This window comes from Marinomonas maritima (assembly GCF_024435075.2).
GTDB classification, from domain to species: Bacteria; Pseudomonadota; Gammaproteobacteria; order Pseudomonadales; family Marinomonadaceae; genus Marinomonas; species Marinomonas maritima.
Map to the genome: position 1 here is coordinate 953,275 of NZ_JAMZEG020000002.1, position 17,618 is coordinate 970,892.

At 43.9% G+C, this 17,618-nt stretch carries 14 protein-coding genes; 6 read left to right on the forward strand and 8 right to left on the reverse strand.

The genetic code is table 11. From position 1 onward, the window contains the following. The first annotated feature begins 9 nt into the window (after positions 1-9). Entirely contained in the window at positions 10-792 is a 783-nt protein-coding gene (gene trmJ, locus M3I01_RS10555) for a tRNA (cytosine(32)/uridine(32)-2'-O)-methyltransferase TrmJ (RefSeq protein WP_255895841.1), read from the forward strand. Between the two features lie 85 nt (positions 793-877). Here trmJ and efpL read toward each other — a convergent pair whose 3' ends face one another. The 3 genes from efpL to M3I01_RS10570 all read right to left on the reverse strand — a co-directional run bounded on the left by efpL (position 878) and on the right by M3I01_RS10570 (position 3,124). Next, the gene (gene efpL / locus M3I01_RS10560; protein ID WP_112138935.1) at positions 878-1,450 is read right to left on the reverse strand and encodes an elongation factor P-like protein EfpL; all 573 of its coding nucleotides are present in this window, start codon (positions 1,448-1,450) and stop codon (positions 878-880) included. A 153-nt stretch (positions 1,451-1,603) separates the two neighbouring features. Then, complete coding sequence (locus tag M3I01_RS10565; protein ID WP_275565067.1) at positions 1,604-1,966, reverse strand: nucleotide pyrophosphohydrolase; 363 nt, start codon at positions 1,964-1,966, stop codon at positions 1,604-1,606. 3 nt (positions 1,967-1,969) lie between these two features. Further along, positions 1,970-3,124, reverse strand: a complete 1,155-nt coding sequence (locus M3I01_RS10570; protein ID WP_255895842.1) for a M14 family metallopeptidase — start codon at positions 3,122-3,124, stop codon at positions 1,970-1,972. Positions 3,125-3,162: 38 nt separating this feature from the next. Between M3I01_RS10570 and M3I01_RS10575 the strand changes: the two genes are divergently transcribed. Then, positions 3,163-3,678, forward strand: coding sequence for a hypothetical protein (locus M3I01_RS10575; RefSeq protein ID WP_255895843.1), 516 nt, complete (start codon positions 3,163-3,165; stop codon positions 3,676-3,678). A 121-nt stretch (positions 3,679-3,799) separates the two neighbouring features. Further along, entirely contained in the window at positions 3,800-4,285 is a 486-nt protein-coding gene (locus tag M3I01_RS10580) for a putative 4-hydroxy-4-methyl-2-oxoglutarate aldolase (RefSeq protein ID WP_255895844.1), read from the forward strand. Positions 4,286-4,307: 22 nt separating this feature from the next. Here the strand turns inward: M3I01_RS10580 and M3I01_RS10585 are convergent, their stop codons facing one another. After that, positions 4,308-4,919 (reverse strand): MarC family protein, encoded by a 612-nt coding sequence (locus tag M3I01_RS10585; RefSeq protein ID WP_255895845.1) that lies wholly within the window; start codon positions 4,917-4,919, stop codon positions 4,308-4,310. A gap of 239 nt (positions 4,920-5,158) precedes the next feature. Between M3I01_RS10585 and M3I01_RS10590 the strand changes: the two genes are divergently transcribed. Then, positions 5,159-6,028, forward strand: a complete 870-nt coding sequence (locus tag M3I01_RS10590) for a lipase family protein (RefSeq protein ID WP_255895846.1) — start codon at positions 5,159-5,161, stop codon at positions 6,026-6,028. Between the two features lie 4 nt (positions 6,029-6,032). Here M3I01_RS10590 and M3I01_RS10595 read toward each other — a convergent pair whose 3' ends face one another. Genes M3I01_RS10595 through M3I01_RS10610 form a run of 4 tightly spaced genes read right to left on the reverse strand, consistent with a single transcriptional unit; the run spans position 6,033 to position 13,037 of the window. Then, positions 6,033-8,768 (reverse strand): hsp70 family protein, encoded by a 2,736-nt coding sequence (locus tag M3I01_RS10595; RefSeq protein ID WP_255895847.1) that lies wholly within the window; start codon positions 8,766-8,768, stop codon positions 6,033-6,035. Positions 8,769-8,771: 3 nt separating this feature from the next. Next, on the reverse strand, positions 8,772-10,523 hold the full coding sequence (locus M3I01_RS10600) for an Hsp70 family protein (RefSeq protein WP_255895848.1): 1,752 nt from the start codon (positions 10,521-10,523) through the stop codon (positions 8,772-8,774). A gap of 3 nt (positions 10,524-10,526) precedes the next feature. Continuing rightward, complete coding sequence (locus M3I01_RS10605; RefSeq protein ID WP_255895849.1) at positions 10,527-11,120, reverse strand: DUF2760 domain-containing protein; 594 nt, start codon at positions 11,118-11,120, stop codon at positions 10,527-10,529. Between the two features lie 3 nt (positions 11,121-11,123). Further along, on the reverse strand, positions 11,124-13,037 hold the full coding sequence (locus tag M3I01_RS10610) for an ATP-binding cassette domain-containing protein (RefSeq protein WP_255895850.1): 1,914 nt from the start codon (positions 13,035-13,037) through the stop codon (positions 11,124-11,126). A 261-nt stretch (positions 13,038-13,298) separates the two neighbouring features. Between M3I01_RS10610 and M3I01_RS10615 the strand changes: the two genes are divergently transcribed. After that, positions 13,299-14,393 carry an efflux RND transporter periplasmic adaptor subunit gene (locus tag M3I01_RS10615; RefSeq protein ID WP_255895851.1) on the forward strand — a complete coding sequence of 365 codons (1,095 nt, stop codon included), beginning with the start codon at positions 13,299-13,301 and terminating at the stop codon, positions 14,391-14,393. A 12-nt stretch (positions 14,394-14,405) separates the two neighbouring features. Beyond that, the gene (locus M3I01_RS10620) at positions 14,406-17,585 is read left to right on the forward strand and encodes an efflux RND transporter permease subunit (protein ID WP_255895852.1); all 3,180 of its coding nucleotides are present in this window, start codon (positions 14,406-14,408) and stop codon (positions 17,583-17,585) included. The last annotated feature ends 33 nt before the right edge of the window (positions 17,586-17,618 follow it).

Genomic DNA, 17,618 nt, shown 5'->3' on the forward strand with positions numbered 1-17,618 from the left:
CCACGAGCCATGCTAAGTAACATCCGAATTGTATTAATCAACACTTTCCACCCCGGTAACGTCGGCGCAATTGCCCGAGCAATGAAGAACATGGGATTAACAAATCTCTATCTGGTTGACCCAAATGACTACCCTTCAGAGGAGGCTACCAGTCGAGCCGCTGGCGCGATAGATCTTCTCGAAAACGCCACGATAGTACCAACACTAGAACAAGCCATTGCTGATTGCAGCCTTGTTATCGGCACCAGCGCTCGTCACCGTACTTTCCAGTTGCCTATTATGAACGCCCGTGAATGTGCGCAAAGTGTTATTCCCGAAGCCGCTGACCACAATGTAGCAATTGTTTTTGGACGTGAAACAACAGGGCTTTTGAACGAAGAAATTGCTCAATGCCATCGCCAAGTCTACATTGATGCCAATGACGAATACCCTGTGTTAAATATTTCGCAAGCAGTACAAATTGTGGCGTATGAGATTTGGATGGCAAACCAAAACAAAGAATTTAATCAAAAAGACACACCAGAATACCCACGCAAGAAAGACATGGACCTTTTCTACGAACATTTAGAAGAAACCCTATACGGTATTAACTTCATTGTTCGCAGCCATCCGGGCAAAGTATTAGATAAGCTGCACCGTTTCTTCAACCGCTCTCGTCCTGAAAAACAAGAGCTTGGAATACTTCGTGGCGTTCTCGCTGCAGTACAGCGAGAAGCAGGACTAACAGAAGCCAACAATCATCCAGAGAAAAAAGCTAAAGATGCGCTAAAAGACAGTCTTAAGAAAGAGTAAGTAATTATTCCCTAGAGCTAACATTAAAAACGCAGCCGATTGGCTGCGTTTTTTATACGTTAAGAGAACACTCAATAGAAAAGCTTTATTTTTCTGCTCTTCCAGCAAACTTGCGTTCTTCAACATTCACTTTAATACGATCGCCAGTAGAAATATGCTCAGGTACCTGAATAACCGCACCAGTAGACAATGTCGCAGGCTTATTACGAGAGGTTGCAGAAGCACCTTTAATCGAAGGGTCTGTTTCAACGACTTCAAGCTCAACGTTCGTTGGCAATTCAACCGCAACGGGAGCATCATTGACCAAAACAACTTGAATACCCGTAATCTCTTCGTTGATGAATAAAATTTCATCTTCAATAGCCGATTTATTCAAGGTATAAGGCGTGTAGTCTTCGCTGTCCATGAACACGTATTCATCACCATCTGAATAGGAAAACATAGCAGGACGACGAATAAGGTCTGCTAGATTTATCATGTCTGAATCTTTAAACGATTCGTCTAATTTTCGCCCTGACACTACATCGTACATACGCATACGATAAATGCTACCACCAGCACGACCCTGTGGGACAGAGCGATCTATGCCTCTCACAATGTATGTTTTGCCGTCGTAATCGACTGCCATGTTTCTTTTAATTTCACTAGCCTTAGGCATTTTTTCTCGTCCTAAAAATAACGTGTTATAAAATCGGAACTTTTAAATTCGTCCGTGATCCTAATCGACTTCATAAAAAACCGCCAGAACAAAACACGTTACAAGGAGTCAAAAAACATAATTATTTGTGTTTTATACACAAAATCACTCCTACTAATACGCTGTGTATTTTTTGGCACTGCCTTTTACTTTTTCAACTGGATAGCGTTGTGCATTTTTGGCCATTTTTTGCTGCGCTGCACCAAACAAATCTACGTTCAATTTATCCGCCAATCGAACGGTAAATAGCAACACATCCGCCAATTCGTCTTTAACGGCCAACATCTGCTCATCGTTTAGTTGATAAGAAGCTTCTTCTGACAACCAGCGAAAACAATCCAATAACTCCGCGGTTTCACCGGCCAAAGCCATCGTCAAATTTTTAGGAGAATGGAACTGCTCCCATTCTCGTTCCTCAGCAAACTGACGCATGGCCAGTGTGAGCGTTTCTAAAGAATCATTGTTTGACGATGCCATTGATCAGTCATCTACTTTCATGTGTGGGCTCATAATGACTTGATAAATCGGATATAAAATATCCGCACCAAGAATTTTAGCGCGCTCTGGAGACCAACCCACAACCTCATCTGGTAGGTTTTGATTGTCTTTGAACGGCATTTCTAACGTAAAAGACAGGCAATTGTAAGTTTCGCCGACCCACTTAGTAGCCACCGTCAGATTCGCCTCGCCAAACTGATCTGGCGTGTAACCGATTTTTGTTTGAAAATCAGGACTGACCGCAACAAACATATCTTTGAACAAGGTTTCCATAGTTTCCATACGAGCGTCAAAAGACGGTACGCCTTGGCATCCATCCACGAAATTGACAGGCAACGCTTCATCACCATGAATATCTAGAAACATATCCACGCCTGTTTCGGCCATTTTCTTTTGTACCGCCAACACTTCTGGGCTAAATTCCTGCGTAGGATTTTTCCACTCACGATTCAAGTTCACGCCTTTAGAGTTCACTCGTAAATTACCATGTACCGCACCGTCTGGGTTCATGTTCGGCACAATATAAAAGCGACACTGCTTCAAAAGTGAACGGGCAACTGGGTGAGATTCATCAAACAGACGCTCTAACAAGCCTTCCACAAACCATTCCGCCATGGTTTCACCTGGGTGTTGACGAGCGATGATCCAAATATTTTTCGCTAGACCTTGAGTTTGACTGACTTCCAGTAAAGTAATATCACGACCTTCGGCGGTTTCACCTAAATGGTCCGTAATACAATCGTCGTGGCTTGCTGCCCAAGAAATCATATCTAAATGTCGTTCGTAGCTGTAAGGGGCAAAATACGCGTAGTACACACTGTCCTGCTCTGGTTGGTGAGAAATCACCAACTTACCATCAACGTATTCCGTTGGTACGCGAAACCAATATTCACGATCGTAAGACGCTACAGCTTGATAATCCACCCAACCATCTGGGTAAGCGGCATCACTGGCGTTTTCAAATTGGATGACGCATTGCTCACCCATTCCGCCTTGTAATCGAAAATAAAACCACTGAAGGAATTTAGAGTTTGTATCATTAGGGATCTTTACTCTAATATTGTCTGGCTCAGAGGCTTCAATTACGGAGATATTACCGCCATCAAACGCACTACTGATCTTGATTCGGCTGGTCATTTTATTCTTCCTTAACAATCAAACATTGGTTCTAAATTATGGCAAGTTTACCTATTTTCATGACGGCTGTCGCCAATTCTTCCGACGAGCCAGCTTTCCCTCTACTTTTTACTTGGTCTACTCACGAAGCTCAAGTCAAAGAAGTACTGGTTATTCCTGATGATGAGTGGCTAGAAAACCACCGCATTGAGCCCAATCCTCATGATCTAGACGTACAACAGCTCCATGAATTTGGCTTTGAAGCCAGCGATATATTGGCGGAATGGATCAACGAATTTGATACCGATATTATTTATGGATTAGAGCCTGAACTCCTCAACCAATTAGTCGAAGCCACCTACGACATAAAAGGATTGGAGCCTAGTTTTGAAGTCCAAAGTATTCACTCTTGGTTCGAAGAGCGCGACGTAAATCTTGATGATGCCGTTGCAGAACAAGGTCAAACTACTCCATTGCACCTACTTCCGCCCGATGAGTTGATTATTCAACTACTGCAAATTGCAGCAGAACACGGTTTGATTGACCCTAGCGAAATTCCGATGATTGAACAATAACAACCCATCATAGACCGCCTATCAAACTGTGAAATACTGAACATCCTCGATAAAAATTGGCTTTTCATAACTCGCCTAAGTAGAGTCGTAACACAATCTACGATTCTACTTAGGCGACAACATGAAAGATTTACTTCCAGACCTATGCGATTTGTACCCAGAACAGCTTCAAATCGCTGAACCTATTTTCACCTCGTACGGAAAACGCAGTCACTTTTATGGAGAAGTCGTCACCGTTTCCTGCTTTGAAGACAACAGCCGAGTGCGCGAACTCGTTAACGAAAACGGCAAAGGAAAAGTCATGGTCGTTGATGGCGGTGGAAGTAAAAGACGCGCATTACTTGGCGACATGCTGGCAGAAAAAGCCGCGAATAATGGCTGGGAAGGCTTTGTTATTTACGGCGCAATACGAGATGTTGCTGCACAAGCCACTTTAAATGTTGGCATTCACGCATTGTGCGCGCACCCAATGCCAACAGAAAAGCGTGGCCTTGGTGATTTAGGTAAAACCTTACATATTGCGGGCATCGTCATTACTCAAGGTGATTTTATTTATTGCGACTTAAATGGCATCGCTGTGTCTAAGCAACGGCTTACCCTCCCTTAAAAAAGGGCTCACTCAAGTTAAACTATAAGGTCACTAACGTATGAGTAAATAAGCTACGTATACCGTTTACTAACATCTGCACTGACATCATCAATAACAACATTCCCATCAAACGCTCTAACGCCGCCAAGCCTTTCTCTTTCAACACGCGATTCAACAAAGGCGCCATCGCCAAAATAACAACTGAAATACCCCATGCGGCACCAATCGAAATTAGCAAGTCTTGTTGATCATGTGGGTAGCTCTTAACCATCACCAATAAGGTCGCCAATGTTGATGGTCCTGCCAACATAGGAATTGAGATTGGCACAATAAAGGGTTCCATTACAGGGCCTGCTTCCTTGGTGTAAGGTGAAGGGAAAATCATCTTCAAGGCAATAACAAACAACACCACGCCACCAGCAATGGAAATAGACTCTGTTTCTAAATGCAACAGCGCTAAAAATTCCGCCCCAAAAAACAGAAAACACACTAGGATAATTAACCCAATTAAACCGTCACGCACCACAATTTGATACTGACGCTTCTGTGGAACCCCCTTCATCACAGACAATAAAATGGGAATATTACCGAATGGGTCAATAACGAACAAAAATAGCAAGGTGGCAGATAGAATGGAAAACTCGGTGCTCATCAGATACTCAGATTAAAATTTAAGGGAAAATGATGGGATCTAGTTTAATGCATAACGATTAATGTCGATAGCCAAGACATTTTCTTCTAAAGGTCTTTTTTACCTAACCTTTCATTATCATCGCCATCGGTAGAAACAAACTGAGTCATTGCCCTACCGCGACATAAAAATCTATTCGAAAAAGCCTTTTTTTAGTACTCTTTGCACCTTCCCATTCTTTTGTTGTTAATACATCTCCTATGCTGAAATTCACCCGTGTTGTTTTATCTATTCTTTTAGTGAGCTCATTTCAGTTAGTGTTTGCAGCACCAGACTTTTCGATGATTAAAGCACAAGCTAAATTATCGGACGATACTTATCTTACTGCAGATACCATGGCGGCACTTCTACAAGAGCAAGGACAAACCTTGGTTCATCAAGCGACCTTTATTAACTCTCAAGTGAGTTATTTATTGAGCGAAAAGAATGATGTTCAGACCATTGCCATTCGCGGCACGGCGAATCTAGAAAACGTCATGCTGAATCTAAATGTTTCTTTGCTGCCAGACGCCAAACTGGACATTATGTTACACCAAGGTTTTGCCTCTGCCGCGAGAGCGGTTTACAAGGATGTGAAGCCTTATCTTGCAACAGGAAAGCCGATTCAAATCACCGGACACAGTTTAGGAGGGGCGATTGCTGTCATTCTAGCCATGTATCTAAAAGTAGACGATTACCCATTAACCAGCGTGGTGACGTTTGGACAACCCAAGGTGACTAACGTATCAGGCGCAGAAAGGTTCGCGGGCTTGCCTCTGACTAGAGTCGTCACACTACAAGACATCGTGCCTTTGGTTCCACCGTTGAGCCCATTACAGATTCAAGAGCTGGACATCTATTGGCACATGGGGGAAGAAGTGATTCTGATGGGTAACCATCAATTTTCGATTACAAGCGGGCTCAAAAGCATGCTAAGAGCCACCAAATTTACTTCGGCCATTCCAAACGAAAAAAACCTGACAGCGCATAAAATGACAACCTACCTTGAGTTGGCCAATACACTGGATAAAAAGGCAACCGAAGTACCTTATAAAATGCAAATTAGCTTGTTCGGTTTTTCGTTGGAATAACGTGTTAACTCAACGACAACCGTAGACCAATCGGTAAACTCTCGCCTACCAATGCATTTAGCTCGTCATTGTTTATTTCGATTTGACTCTCAAGACGCTCAACCCATTGTTCGGGGCATTTGTCTTTTTTGAGTTTATTAGCCACTTTTTTACGCAAAGCGCTGAGCTTATCGGATTCACCTACACTGACTTGGCTCATTAAAACGGCCGCCAGCCCTGCTTGCTTGCGCTTTTTCCAATCTTCTTTTAAAACAACCTCTAAAATCGGAAACAGTTTGTCTTCTGCAATTCGTTGCTCTTGTTTAGCAGACAATAGATGGCGAGAGGCAATTCGCCCTATCGTCCACCAAGCAGTGTCCGGCTCAGAGCTTTTTTGCAAACGCTTCAGCAGCCAACCAATCGTGGTTGCTTTGTCTTCACTCGGCAACCCCTCCAGCGCACCAACAAGGCGAATCAGATCGTCACTGGACTTGGTCGTCAGCGCCTTCATTTTATCACGGGAGCGTTGTCCGGTTGGCGAGTAATATTGACTGAATTGCTTAAACAATACGTGCTGCTGATCAATCGACATACCGCCTGCAATACGGCGATACAAGGTCCAATATTGCCCCCAAACTGGTGCACTATCAAACTGGGTGCCTGCTTTGGTAGCGTTAATCACTTGCTGTACACGCAACAAATCGTCCGCTGCGCCATAGCCTGGGCGTAAACAATAGCCAATCAACTGCAACCATTGACGTTCATGCTGAGCACTTTTTAGGCGGCCAGACTTTAAGCTCAACAATTTATCAACCAAGCGACGAGATGTCGCCAGGTTCCAGTCATCGCGTTTGCCTAATAATTGATCAAGGTCTTGTTTGAGCGCCTTCACCAAGTCAGGATTCTGTTTTTGTCCCGCAGCAGAAAAACAGTGCGTCAGATGCTCTTCTGCTTGACCCATATTGGAATGTAACAATGTATCAGTGTCGGAGTCGTTATTTGGCTCTTGCTTAGATGTGGAAAAATCCAAGCGCCACTGATCGCGCGTGTCATTGCTATTCAAAAGAACTTGAAGCACACCCACTTCGGTCATTTGCACCGACATTGAAACAGACAACTCTGTATTCTCTTCTGTACTGTCTAATTCTGTTGCTAAATTAGAGATGTAATGTAGGCCATTTTCTTTTCGCACTTCCCCCACGACACATTCAAGATGATCATCGGAACGATACAAAGGAAATTGAACTTGTTGACCCAATGTGACAAAAAAATCTTGCTCTAAAAGCAGCGTTTCACCTTTTAACGTGTCTTTGGGTAAAATACTAACAAATTGATCATCCCCAAGTTTCAAATACAAGCTGTGTGCCACGCCACTTTCAACTCGTGTACTTTCTCCCGCCAAGGCGTTTAAATACATCGCCGCACCTTTTGCAACCGCCTCGTTTGGTTCGTCGGCAGAGCAGGCTAATATCGGAGTATTTGACCAAGCATTTAATTGCGCTAGCAAACGGGCTTTTAACACTGGGCTATTAAACAACCCACCGTTAAACAACACGGCATCTGGCATAGTCGAGCCAGTGGCGATTTCAATGACGGCTTTGTGTTGTTGCAAAAATGCCGCTAAATGACGCGTGAACGCAGGATCAGATTCGTACGGCAAACCTAACGTATGCATGGCGTAAGCGTTTTTTTGTACCGGATCATTCGCTTCCACAAGAGGAAAGAAACCCGTACTCATTTGCGCTAATAATGCGTTTCTTGAAACATCAAATTTCTGTGAGCCGCCAATCAGACGACTGCCTCCGCCCAATACCGTAATACTCAAGGATTCTGGCGCGTTAACGCCCAATAGATTTTCTTTAGCTTGGCGCGTTTGCTGAACCAGCGCGGCGAGACGAGACACGGATAACGCTGAAATTTGTTTGGGGTCAAGCTGAAACGCTAAGGCTTGATCAAGATTATCGCCACCAAGCAACAAGTGTTCACCGACTGCGACGCGCTTTAATGAAATCGCCGCACCTTGTTTATTGGTTTTCGCGGAAGATCGTATGGCAACCAAACTAAAATCACTTGTGCCCCCACCAATATCAACCACTAACAGCATTTTCTTATCAGCCAAAGACGCCAGTTTTTCATCATCACTGATGTAGTGATAGCAAGCTGCTTGCGGTTCTTCTAATAGATAAAGATCTTCTAAACCAGCCAATTTAGCGGCTTCTAACGTCAACGCACGTGCTTCTTCGTCAAACGATGCTGGCAAGGTTAACGCGACGGTTTGTAACTCTAAAAGCGCGTCAGGAAACCGATGATTCCAGCTTTGTTTGATGTGTAAAAGAAGTAACTTACTGGCTTGTAATGGACTGAGTTTTTTTACTGAATCACTGCCCCAGGGAAGAATTGCTGAGCGCCGATCGACTTGTCGATGACTCAACCAGCTTTTTGCACTCTGTACTAATTGCCCTGCTCGACGTTGGCCTAAGGCTAATGCCCCCATGCCAACGACACACTCTTTCTCATGATGACGCCAAGGTAAAACAGGAACCATTTTTCCTATCTCATCGTTGGCCAGCAGGTAAATTGCACTCGGCAAGTAATCAAACTCCTGCACAGAGCCATCGCTCATTACTTGAGGAATGGGCAATAGTGTCGGTGCAGCTCGATCAGAATCCAGACTCGTCGATGAAAGGTAAGAAACGACACAGTTAGTCGTCCCTAGATCAATTCCCACTCGATAAGAAGAGCCAAAAGCTGGTTGCGCCATAATTTAGGTCTCTCTAACTTGAAACTCAATAGTCCAGTTTAAATCAGACTGTGTGTCGTGCGCTTGTAATAACAATAAGCCCAACTCAGTAACTCGAGCAGTTAGATAAACCCGCACCATCTCACCCGCCTGATAATGTCCAGCGTCCAAACGAACCGACAAAGGACTCAATTCATTTAACTGCCCCAATGAGAAAGCAGACACGACTTTACCAACAGCATCCACTTCATTGTGCTTGGATTGGAAAAAACGAAATATAACGTTTTCACCGACCACAAGAGAGAATTCATTGGGTAGCATCTGCTCCTCTGAACCCTCTTCTAAACCAAATGGTGCGACGCAAATAGCATCAACCGGCGGTGCCATGCCAGGAATTGCTGGCATTGGGCTGGCAACACCAATGTAGTAATTTGACGCTAATCCGCTTTTGACCTTAACACCGCCTTCCGCTTGAACTTGGGCGTAATAGGTTGCGCCTTTGGCTACTGCATAATCTAAGTGTGAAGGCGTCAACATCGTTAACGTTATGCCACCCAATAGACTCTGTAAACGAGCCTCTAGCGTAGTGCGTATCACCGTCGCGTTGAACACTCCACCGTTTAATAATATTTTACTCGGCGTCACATCGTGCAGAGATAAAAATTCACTGATGTGCCGAGTGATGGCTGGATCGCCTTCATAATCTAAATTGATGGTGCTAAAACCACTACGAGCAACTTTATGAGCCTGCTCACCTAACTGAACTTGAGGAAAGAAACCATCAATCAACAGTTGCTGAACATCGGCTTGAGTTAACATGGCTTTGACACTGTTATTAAACAAGCTACGACCGCGACTCGGTACGACGACACTGGTTTCAGCAACATCTGGATTAGATAACAAACGCTCTTTGGCTTCACGACAGACTTGGGTTAAGCCGGTGATCTGCCAAGGCTCAAGGTGAGTGCCACTTTGCGCAAGTTGAGCCGCCAAATGATAGGTTAAGGCCATGTCCATATTGTCGCCACCTAATAGTATGTGACGACCAACCGCTACGCGCTCTAGACCTAATGCGCCATTTTTCTCAACGGCTTGGATCAAAGACAAATCTGTGGTTCCACCCCCCACATCGACCACTAAAATATGTTCGTTAACGGTTAAATTATCCGTCCAATTTTTTTGATCACTCAGCCACGCATAAAACGCGGCCAGCGGTTCTTCTATCAAGCGCGCTCGTAAGCCGACTCGTTCTGCTGATTGCTCGGTAATCGCACGAGCCGCAGGGTCAAATGACGCCGGCACGGTAATGACTACGTTTTGCTCTGTGATAGGCGCATCTGGAAAAGAAACTTTCCAAGCATTTACAAGATGCGTTAACAAAACTTCAGTCACCGCAGCAGGAGAGATTTTTTCAACTTCTTCAAGCGCATCAACAGGAAGCACATTTTCATCCGCGCCAACACGAGAATGACACAACCAACTTTTTGCACTTTGTACTAAACGACCAGACGACTTAGCACCCAACTCACGTGCTAATTGGCCTACAATCGAATGAGCTTTCCCCCACGGCAACAGTAAGTCACTTTCTAAGAATTCAGTGCTATGAGGAAAGTAAACAAAAGAAGGTAATAAAGGCCGAGAATCGACTTGGCCAGGCGCGATAAATTGCGGGATAGGCAGTTGTTGAATACGTCCTACTTGGGATTGACTCGATTGGGAATAATAGACAGCAGAATGCGTGGTACCTAAATCGATACCAATAAAATAGTCGCTCATGGGTTATACCTCGACTTCGGCTGGCGCCAAAATAGTTAGGCTTTCGGTATTCGTCACTTTCGGTAAACGCGTGTCTGTGACTTTCCAACCAGGATGAATCAAAGTACCGGTATAAGGACCAGCGCCCTCCACTCGGCCTTCCAATTTGATCTGCTTAGCATCGTAATCGGCTGGTATCTCAATTCGACTATTTTCCACCGCGGAATTCACCACTTCGATGGTAAAGTGCTGCGTCAATACTTTAGAGCAACCCGCATGAATTTGGCGTGCTGCTGCGCCAACATCGACATCCGTATAATCATCAATGCTCTCTTGAAGAAAATCGATGAAACGCGCTTCTTGCTGTAAAAGCAGCAGCAATTGGTGTGCACCGTCTTCGTTAACCGTGTCCAAAGCGGGTGCCATCACTTCAATTTCACGAATCACTTCAACTGTTTCAGTAATGACCGTCGGCTCAGTTTCAAAAGCGAAGAGCTCGCCTTTATTCACTTGCTGACAGCGAGCGGCATAATCGCCGCTCCCCATGTATTTGAAAAACTGACCGAAAGCACCAAAGAAACGTGGCACAAAAGAAACTACTTTTATTTTTTGCGTCATAAATTACCCGTTTTTCATTTCTTCAAGCTCAAGCCAACGCTCCATCGTTGTTTCAAGCTCATGTTCTTTGTGTGACACTTTCGCCAAGATTTTTTGCACTTGTTCTGCATCACCTGCATAGAAATCCGCTGCGCTTGTTGTAACATGAAGAGACGCTATGTCTCGTTCCAACGTAGCAATGGCTTCTGGCATATTTTCAAATTCACGCTGCAGTTTGTAGCTTAGCTTTGCTTTCGGCTTAACCGCTGACGCAGCTTCTTTCTTTGCCTCTAGTTTGGCTTTTTCTTTTTTGGTTGGCTCATCATTCGTCTGAGACGTCGATTCCGTTGGGAACTTACCACCTTGACGAATCCAGTCTTGATAACCGCCGACGTATTCTTTGACTTTGCCTTCGCCTTCAAACGCGATCACGCTTGTAACAACGTTATCAAGGAAAGCACGATCATGACTTACCAATAACAAGGTGCCATCGTAGTTCATTAACAGCTCTTCGAGCAGTTCCAATGTTTCTACATCTAGGTCGTTGGTCGGCTCATCCATTATCAAAAGATTGGCTGGACGAGTAAATAATTTCGCCAACAACACGCGATTTCGTTCACCACCAGACAAAGCTTTTACTGGCGTACGCGCTCGTTCTGGAGGGAAAAGGAAGTCACCAAGATAACCAATAACGTGTTTGTTTTGACCATTAATCTCAATAACGTCTTTGCCTTCACCAACGTTTTCCGCCACGGTTTGCTCTGGGTCTAACTGTTCGCGCAATTGGTCAAAGTAAGCGATGTTTAGTTTGGTACCTTGGTGAACCTTGCCAGAAGAAGGCTCTAAGTTTCCTAAGAGAATCTTCAGAAAAGTACTCTTACCACAACCATTTGGTCCAATCAGACCTATGCGATCACCACGAGAAACAACCAGATCCATAGGCTGTAAAATGACTTTGTCATCAAAGGAGTGGCTCACTTGAGTAAATTCGGCGACTAGCTTGCCGGATTTATCTTTGGTCTCAATCGCCATTTTCGCATTACCTTGACGACCTATACGCTCAGAACGTTCATCTCGCAACGCCTCCAAAGCACGAACTCGACCCTCGTTACGAGTACGACGAGCTTTGATACCTTGACGAATCCACACTTCCTCTTCTGCTAAGCGCTTGTCAAACAATGCATTTGCACGCTCTTCTTCTTCCAACATTTTTTCTTTGAAAGCCAAAAACGCATGAATGCTGCCGCTAAATGAAATTAAGTTACCGCGATCTAACTCAATAATACGATTGGCCAGTTTTTCAAGAAAGCGACGATCATGGGTAATAAAGAGAATCAAGCCACGAAATTGTTGAAGCTGTTGCTCCATCCACTCAATCGTTGGTACGTCCAAATGGTTTGTTGGTTCGTCTAGCAGTAGTACATCAGGATTAGAAATTAACGCTTGCGCCAAAATAACACGACGACGCCAACCACCTGACAACTCCGACATCAACTTATCAGCAGGAAGAGCCAAACGTTGAATCATGTGATTCACTCGTTGCTCAAGATCCCAGCCTTGAATTTTGTCTAGCTCGGTTTGAATGTCACCTAATTCATTTGAGTGGTCATTCTCGAAATCTTCTAATAATTTAAAATAACGCGCCATCAAAGTATGAGCTTGGCCTGCGCCTTCACTTACGACTTCACGAACCGTTTTTTCATTGGCCGCTGGCAGCTCTTGTGGAAGCTGCGCAACTTTCATTCCCCCTTCAATGCGAACCATGCCTTCGTCGGCAACTTGTTCACCAGAGATGACTTTCAATAAAGTGGATTTACCTGCGCCATTACGGCCGATAATAGCAACACGCTCGCCAGCGTCCGCTGAAAAACTAATTTTTGACAGCAGTGGATTATGCCCAAAAGCAACACTAATCTGTTCTAACGACAATAGACTCATATCTACCCATATAATGTAAAAATTTTGTGGCAATATAGTATCATCCTTCTAAGTGAAGGTTCAGTAAATACAGGTCGTCAAATGCTAAAAAAGAAAGAGGGTTTTGTTGTTAGAAAATAAAATTAGCAATTTTTGTCATAAAATGACGTATTAAAGTTGTTATGATCTTTACAAAGATTAAATAAAACATATTCCTTCATCATTTTTTACGAATATACTGTCTTTAATACAACAAAAACATTCTATTTCATGGAGCCATAAATGGAGTTAAAAAGTAAAGTAGGACCGATAGCAGCCGTTGTTATCGCCGCAGCAACCGTCGGTTGGATGTATTTTGGTGGCAATGGCATTACGGTTAGTCCAACTGAATCGACGCCCAAAGAAAATACCATTTCATCACAAACGGCTGAGGCTAAACTTGCTTATTCAGTTCAGGCCAAAACACTAATTGCGAAATCCATTGAAATGCACTTACCTTTAAGCGGGAAAACACTAGCGGATGAGACCTTGCTGTTAACAAACAGCTTTCAAGGCCGAATCATCAAGTTACCAGTCGAAAAAGGTGATTTTGTAAAAAAGGGCAGTCCTATTGTCCAGATAGATACTCGTACTCTAAAGGTTCAAATTGAACAAGCTCGCCTTTTAGTAAAGCAAAGAACACTTGAGTTAGATGGCATGAAAAAACTTGCGGCCAATAATCTTTCATCCAAGGTTAATGTTGCACAAGCTGAAACCGACCTTGCCTCAGCCAAATCGGTTGAACGTGCTTTGTCGGTGGATTTAGAAAATGCGAACCTGACCGCTCCTTTTTCCGGTGTACTAAATACGCTGGATGTTCAAGAAGGACAAGTGCTATCGGTCGGCGCATCAGTTGGTACATTAGTGTCTTTGAACCCTATCAGAGTCAGCGTCAATATTCCGCAAAATAAGATTCAACAAGTTAAACTAGGTACACAAGGAAATATTCGCCTTGAGTCTGGTTATGAAGCGGAAGGTTTTGTTTCTTACATCAGTACCACGGCCAATGAATCTAGCCGAACGATTAGTGTCGAAATGCAAGTAGATAACCCAGAGAACGTTATTCCAGCGGGACTAACTGCTGCGGTTGATTTCATTTTAGACGAGCAAAAAGCACACGCCTTCTCCCCTGCCTTATTAACACTCGACAACACAGGCAGAACCGCCATTAAGACAATCGACATTGATAATAAAGTTGTTATCTCACCTGTCGAGATAGTCAAATCTGAACGAAATCAAGTTTGGGTTAGCGGCCTACCCGATAACGTCAATATTATTACTGTCGGACAAGGGTTTGTGTCTGCTGGCGATAAAGTCGATGCACACTATCAAAACTAAGGGAGGCTCAACATGCAAACATTGATTGAGGCGGCCTTAGCTCGCTCACGCACCGTAATGATGTTTTTTGTCCTGATACTCATCATGGGCACGGTTTCTTATATTGAAATAGCCAAAGAAAGTGATCCAGACATCACCATCCCAATGGCGTATGTTTCTGTTTCCTTAGAAGGTATTTCGCCAGAAGATGCAGACAGTTTATTAGTACACCCTTTAGAAAAAGAGCTCAAAGGCTTAGAAGGATTAAAAGAGCTTAAATCGACCGCCTCTGAAGGCCACGCGTCTATTATTCTTGAATTCGAGTCTGGCGTAGACATCGATCAAGCGATTAGCGATGCAAAAGACAAAGTTGATCGAGCTAAAAGTGAACTACCGGATGATGCAGATGAACCAACTGTCTCCGAAATAAACCTCTCAACCTTCCCTGTATTGCGCGTTAATTTATCCGGCAACGTCAGTTTTGCTACCCTTAGCCGTACGGCGAAAAACCTACGAGACTCAATTGAAGCCGTGGACGGTGTATTAGAAGCCAGCATAAGCGGTGACAGAGATCAGCAAGCACAAATAATTATTCGTCCTGAACAACTAGAATCCTACAATCTTTCTCTTGCCGATGTAGCGAACTTTGTTTCAGGTAACAATCGCTTGGTTGCCGCCGGCAACTTAGATACTGGCGCAGGGCGATTTTCTCTTAAGGTTCCAGGTTTACTAAAAACCAAAGAAGACATTCTTAATCTACCAATAAAAGCCGATGGCGACCAAGTGGTGCTTTTAGGTGACATTGCCACTGGCGAACTAACCTTTGAAGACCCAAGCAGCTATGCTCGTGTAGAAGGTAAGCGCAGCATTACTTTAGCGGTTTCAAAACGCGTTGGCGTTAACATCATTGAGACCATTGAAGCCGTTAAAGCCGTAGTAAAAAACGAAAGCGAACAATGGCCTGATGGCGTTGAATACAACCTAACCGGTGATAAATCAACAGACATCGAGACATCACTCAACGATTTATTCAACAACGTCTTAGCTGCCACTCTACTAGTCATGATTGTCATCGTTTGGGCACTTGGTATTCGTAGCGCTTTATTAGTCGGTTTAGCCATTCCTGGTGCGTTTTTATCTGGCATCTTGATTTTGGATTTACAAGGCTACACCATCAACATGGTTGTGCTATTTGCCTTAATACTCAGTGTCGGCATGCTGGTTGACGGTGCCATTGTTGTAACAGAATACGCTGACCGAAAGCTGGCAGAAGGCGCCTCAAAACGTCAGGCTTATAGCGAAGCCGCCAAACGTATGGCGTGGCCAATTACAGCGTCCACTGCAACCACTCTCGCTGTTTTCATGCCACTATTATTTTGGCCTGACATCGTTGGCGAATTTATGCGTTACATGCCAATTACTATTATAGCGACGCTGTCATCATCTCTTGTTATGGCGCTCATTGTATTGCCTACCATTGGATCTATCATTGGTAAAAAAGGTGCTTACAGTGAAAAGACCATGCACACGTTACGTATTACTGAAACAGGTGACCTGAGCCAGCTTACAGGCCCAACCGGCTTATACGGCCGAGTACTTACCCGTCTAGTAGAGCGCCCTATTTGGGTTCTCTTGTTCACTATCACCCTGCTTATTAGCGTTTTTGCCAGTTATGGGCAATTCGGAAAGGGCGTGGAATTTTTCCCAAATATTGAGCCAGAATCTGCGAATTTAGACATTCGCGCCCGTGGCGACCTTTCTCTTGACGAAAAAGATGCGCTGGTAAAGCAAGTTGAGCGACAGGTAATTGGGACGCCAGAACTTAAAAGTGTCGTGACAACGTCGTATGCTACGCCAGGCAACAGCGCGGCTCCTGACAGCATTGGCTCAATCAGTATGGAGTTTATTGATTGGTACAAACGAGATTCTGCCAGCGTTATTTTGGATCGTATTCGAGAGAGAACCAAACAAATTCCAGGTATCGAAGTCAGTGCCGAAAAAGAGCAAGGCGGTCCACAATCTGGTGCAGATATTCAACTACAACTTAGCTCAAATTATTCAGTCGCCCTAAATCTTGCAGCCGACGCAATCACTAAAAAATTGCTCGAGAGAGAAGAGATTATCACCGTAAGCGATGATAGGTCTCTACCGGGAATCGAATGGCGTATTGATATAAATCGCGCTGAAGCTAGTCGATACGGCGTTGATGTGAACAGCTTAGGGAATGTGATTAAGCTAGTTACCACAGGCATTACATTAAGTGATTTCTTACCGGATGGCGCCGACGACAAAATTGATATTGTGCTGCGCTATCCTGTAAATCAACGTAGTTTAGATCAGTTAGACCAGTTACAAATCCCGACGAATCAAGGAAGCATACCTGCGAGCAACTTTATTCAGCGCTATGCAGCACCAAAACAAGGAATAATAAACAGAACAGACGGAAAGAAAACCATTAAAATTGATGCCGATGTCAAAGATGGCCTAGTGGTTGATGAAGTTATCAAGGCCATTAAAATCAAGCTTGATGCCGCCAATATCGATAAAACTGTCAGCTATGAATTTCGTGGCAATACAGAAGATCAGCAAAAATCCATGATGTTTTTAATGAAAGCTTTTGGTGTTGCTTTCTTTATTATGGCTATAATTCTGGTCACTCAGTTCAATAACTTCTTCCAATGCTTGTTAATCCTAAGCGCCGTTATTTTTTCGACGATGGGCGTACTTATCGGACTCATGATGAAAGGCCAACCCTTCGGTATTGTTATGAGCGGCGTTGGTGTTATTGCGTTGGCGGGGATCGTGGTAAATAACAATATCGTTTTAATTGACACCTTCAACGGATTACGCAAACAAGGAATGATGGTTCGTGAAGCCGCTATCCGTACTGGCGTACAGCGTTTAAGGCCAGTAATGCTGACTACAATTACCACTATTCTTGGTTTAATTCCTATGGTGTTCCAATTAAACATTGATTTAATTCATCAATCATTAAGTGTGGGTGCGCCCTCTGCGCAATGGTGGACACAACTATCAACCGCGATTGCTGGTGGACTGACTTTTGCGACGCCGCTAACACTCATACTGACACCTTGTTTGCTCGTATTAGGTTATCGCAAAAAAGAAAGAAAGCAGTTGGAAGCCTTACAAGAAGCGACCATTGAACAAGAGAAAATTGAGCCAGAAGAAAACAGCACAGACAAAGGCAACTAAAAAGATAGGGTAATTCGTATAAAAAATGGCTTT

Bases quoted from the DNA above. Each gene is read 5' to 3' on its own strand.
- trmJ (WP_255895841.1), top strand. From the start codon at position 10: ATGCTAAGTAACATCCGAATTGTATTAATCAACACTTTCCACCCCGGT.
- M3I01_RS10575 (WP_255895843.1), top strand. From the start codon at position 3,163: ATGGCAAGTTTACCTATTTTCATGACGGCTGTCGCCAATTCTTCCGAC.
- M3I01_RS10585 (WP_255895845.1), bottom strand. From the start codon at position 4,919: ATGAGCACCGAGTTTTCCATTCTATCTGCCACCTTGCTATTTTTGTTC.
- M3I01_RS10565 (WP_275565067.1), bottom strand. From the start codon at position 1,966: ATGGCATCGTCAAACAATGATTCTTTAGAAACGCTCACACTGGCCATG.
- M3I01_RS10620 (WP_255895852.1), top strand. From the start codon at position 14,406: ATGCAAACATTGATTGAGGCGGCCTTAGCTCGCTCACGCACCGTAATG.
- efpL (WP_112138935.1), bottom strand. From the start codon at position 1,450: ATGCCTAAGGCTAGTGAAATTAAAAGAAACATGGCAGTCGATTACGAC.
- M3I01_RS10570 (WP_255895842.1), bottom strand. From the start codon at position 3,124: ATGACCAGCCGAATCAAGATCAGTAGTGCGTTTGATGGCGGTAATATC.
- M3I01_RS10595 (WP_255895847.1), bottom strand. From the start codon at position 8,768: ATGGCGCAACCAGCTTTTGGCTCTTCTTATCGAGTGGGAATTGATCTA.
- M3I01_RS10580 (WP_255895844.1), top strand. From the start codon at position 3,800: ATGAAAGATTTACTTCCAGACCTATGCGATTTGTACCCAGAACAGCTT.
- M3I01_RS10615 (WP_255895851.1), top strand. From the start codon at position 13,299: ATGGAGTTAAAAAGTAAAGTAGGACCGATAGCAGCCGTTGTTATCGCC.
- M3I01_RS10600 (WP_255895848.1), bottom strand. From the start codon at position 10,523: ATGAGCGACTATTTTATTGGTATCGATTTAGGTACCACGCATTCTGCT.
- M3I01_RS10610 (WP_255895850.1), bottom strand. From the start codon at position 13,037: ATGAGTCTATTGTCGTTAGAACAGATTAGTGTTGCTTTTGGGCATAAT.
- M3I01_RS10605 (WP_255895849.1), bottom strand. From the start codon at position 11,120: ATGACGCAAAAAATAAAAGTAGTTTCTTTTGTGCCACGTTTCTTTGGT.
- M3I01_RS10590 (WP_255895846.1), top strand. From the start codon at position 5,159: ATGCTGAAATTCACCCGTGTTGTTTTATCTATTCTTTTAGTGAGCTCA.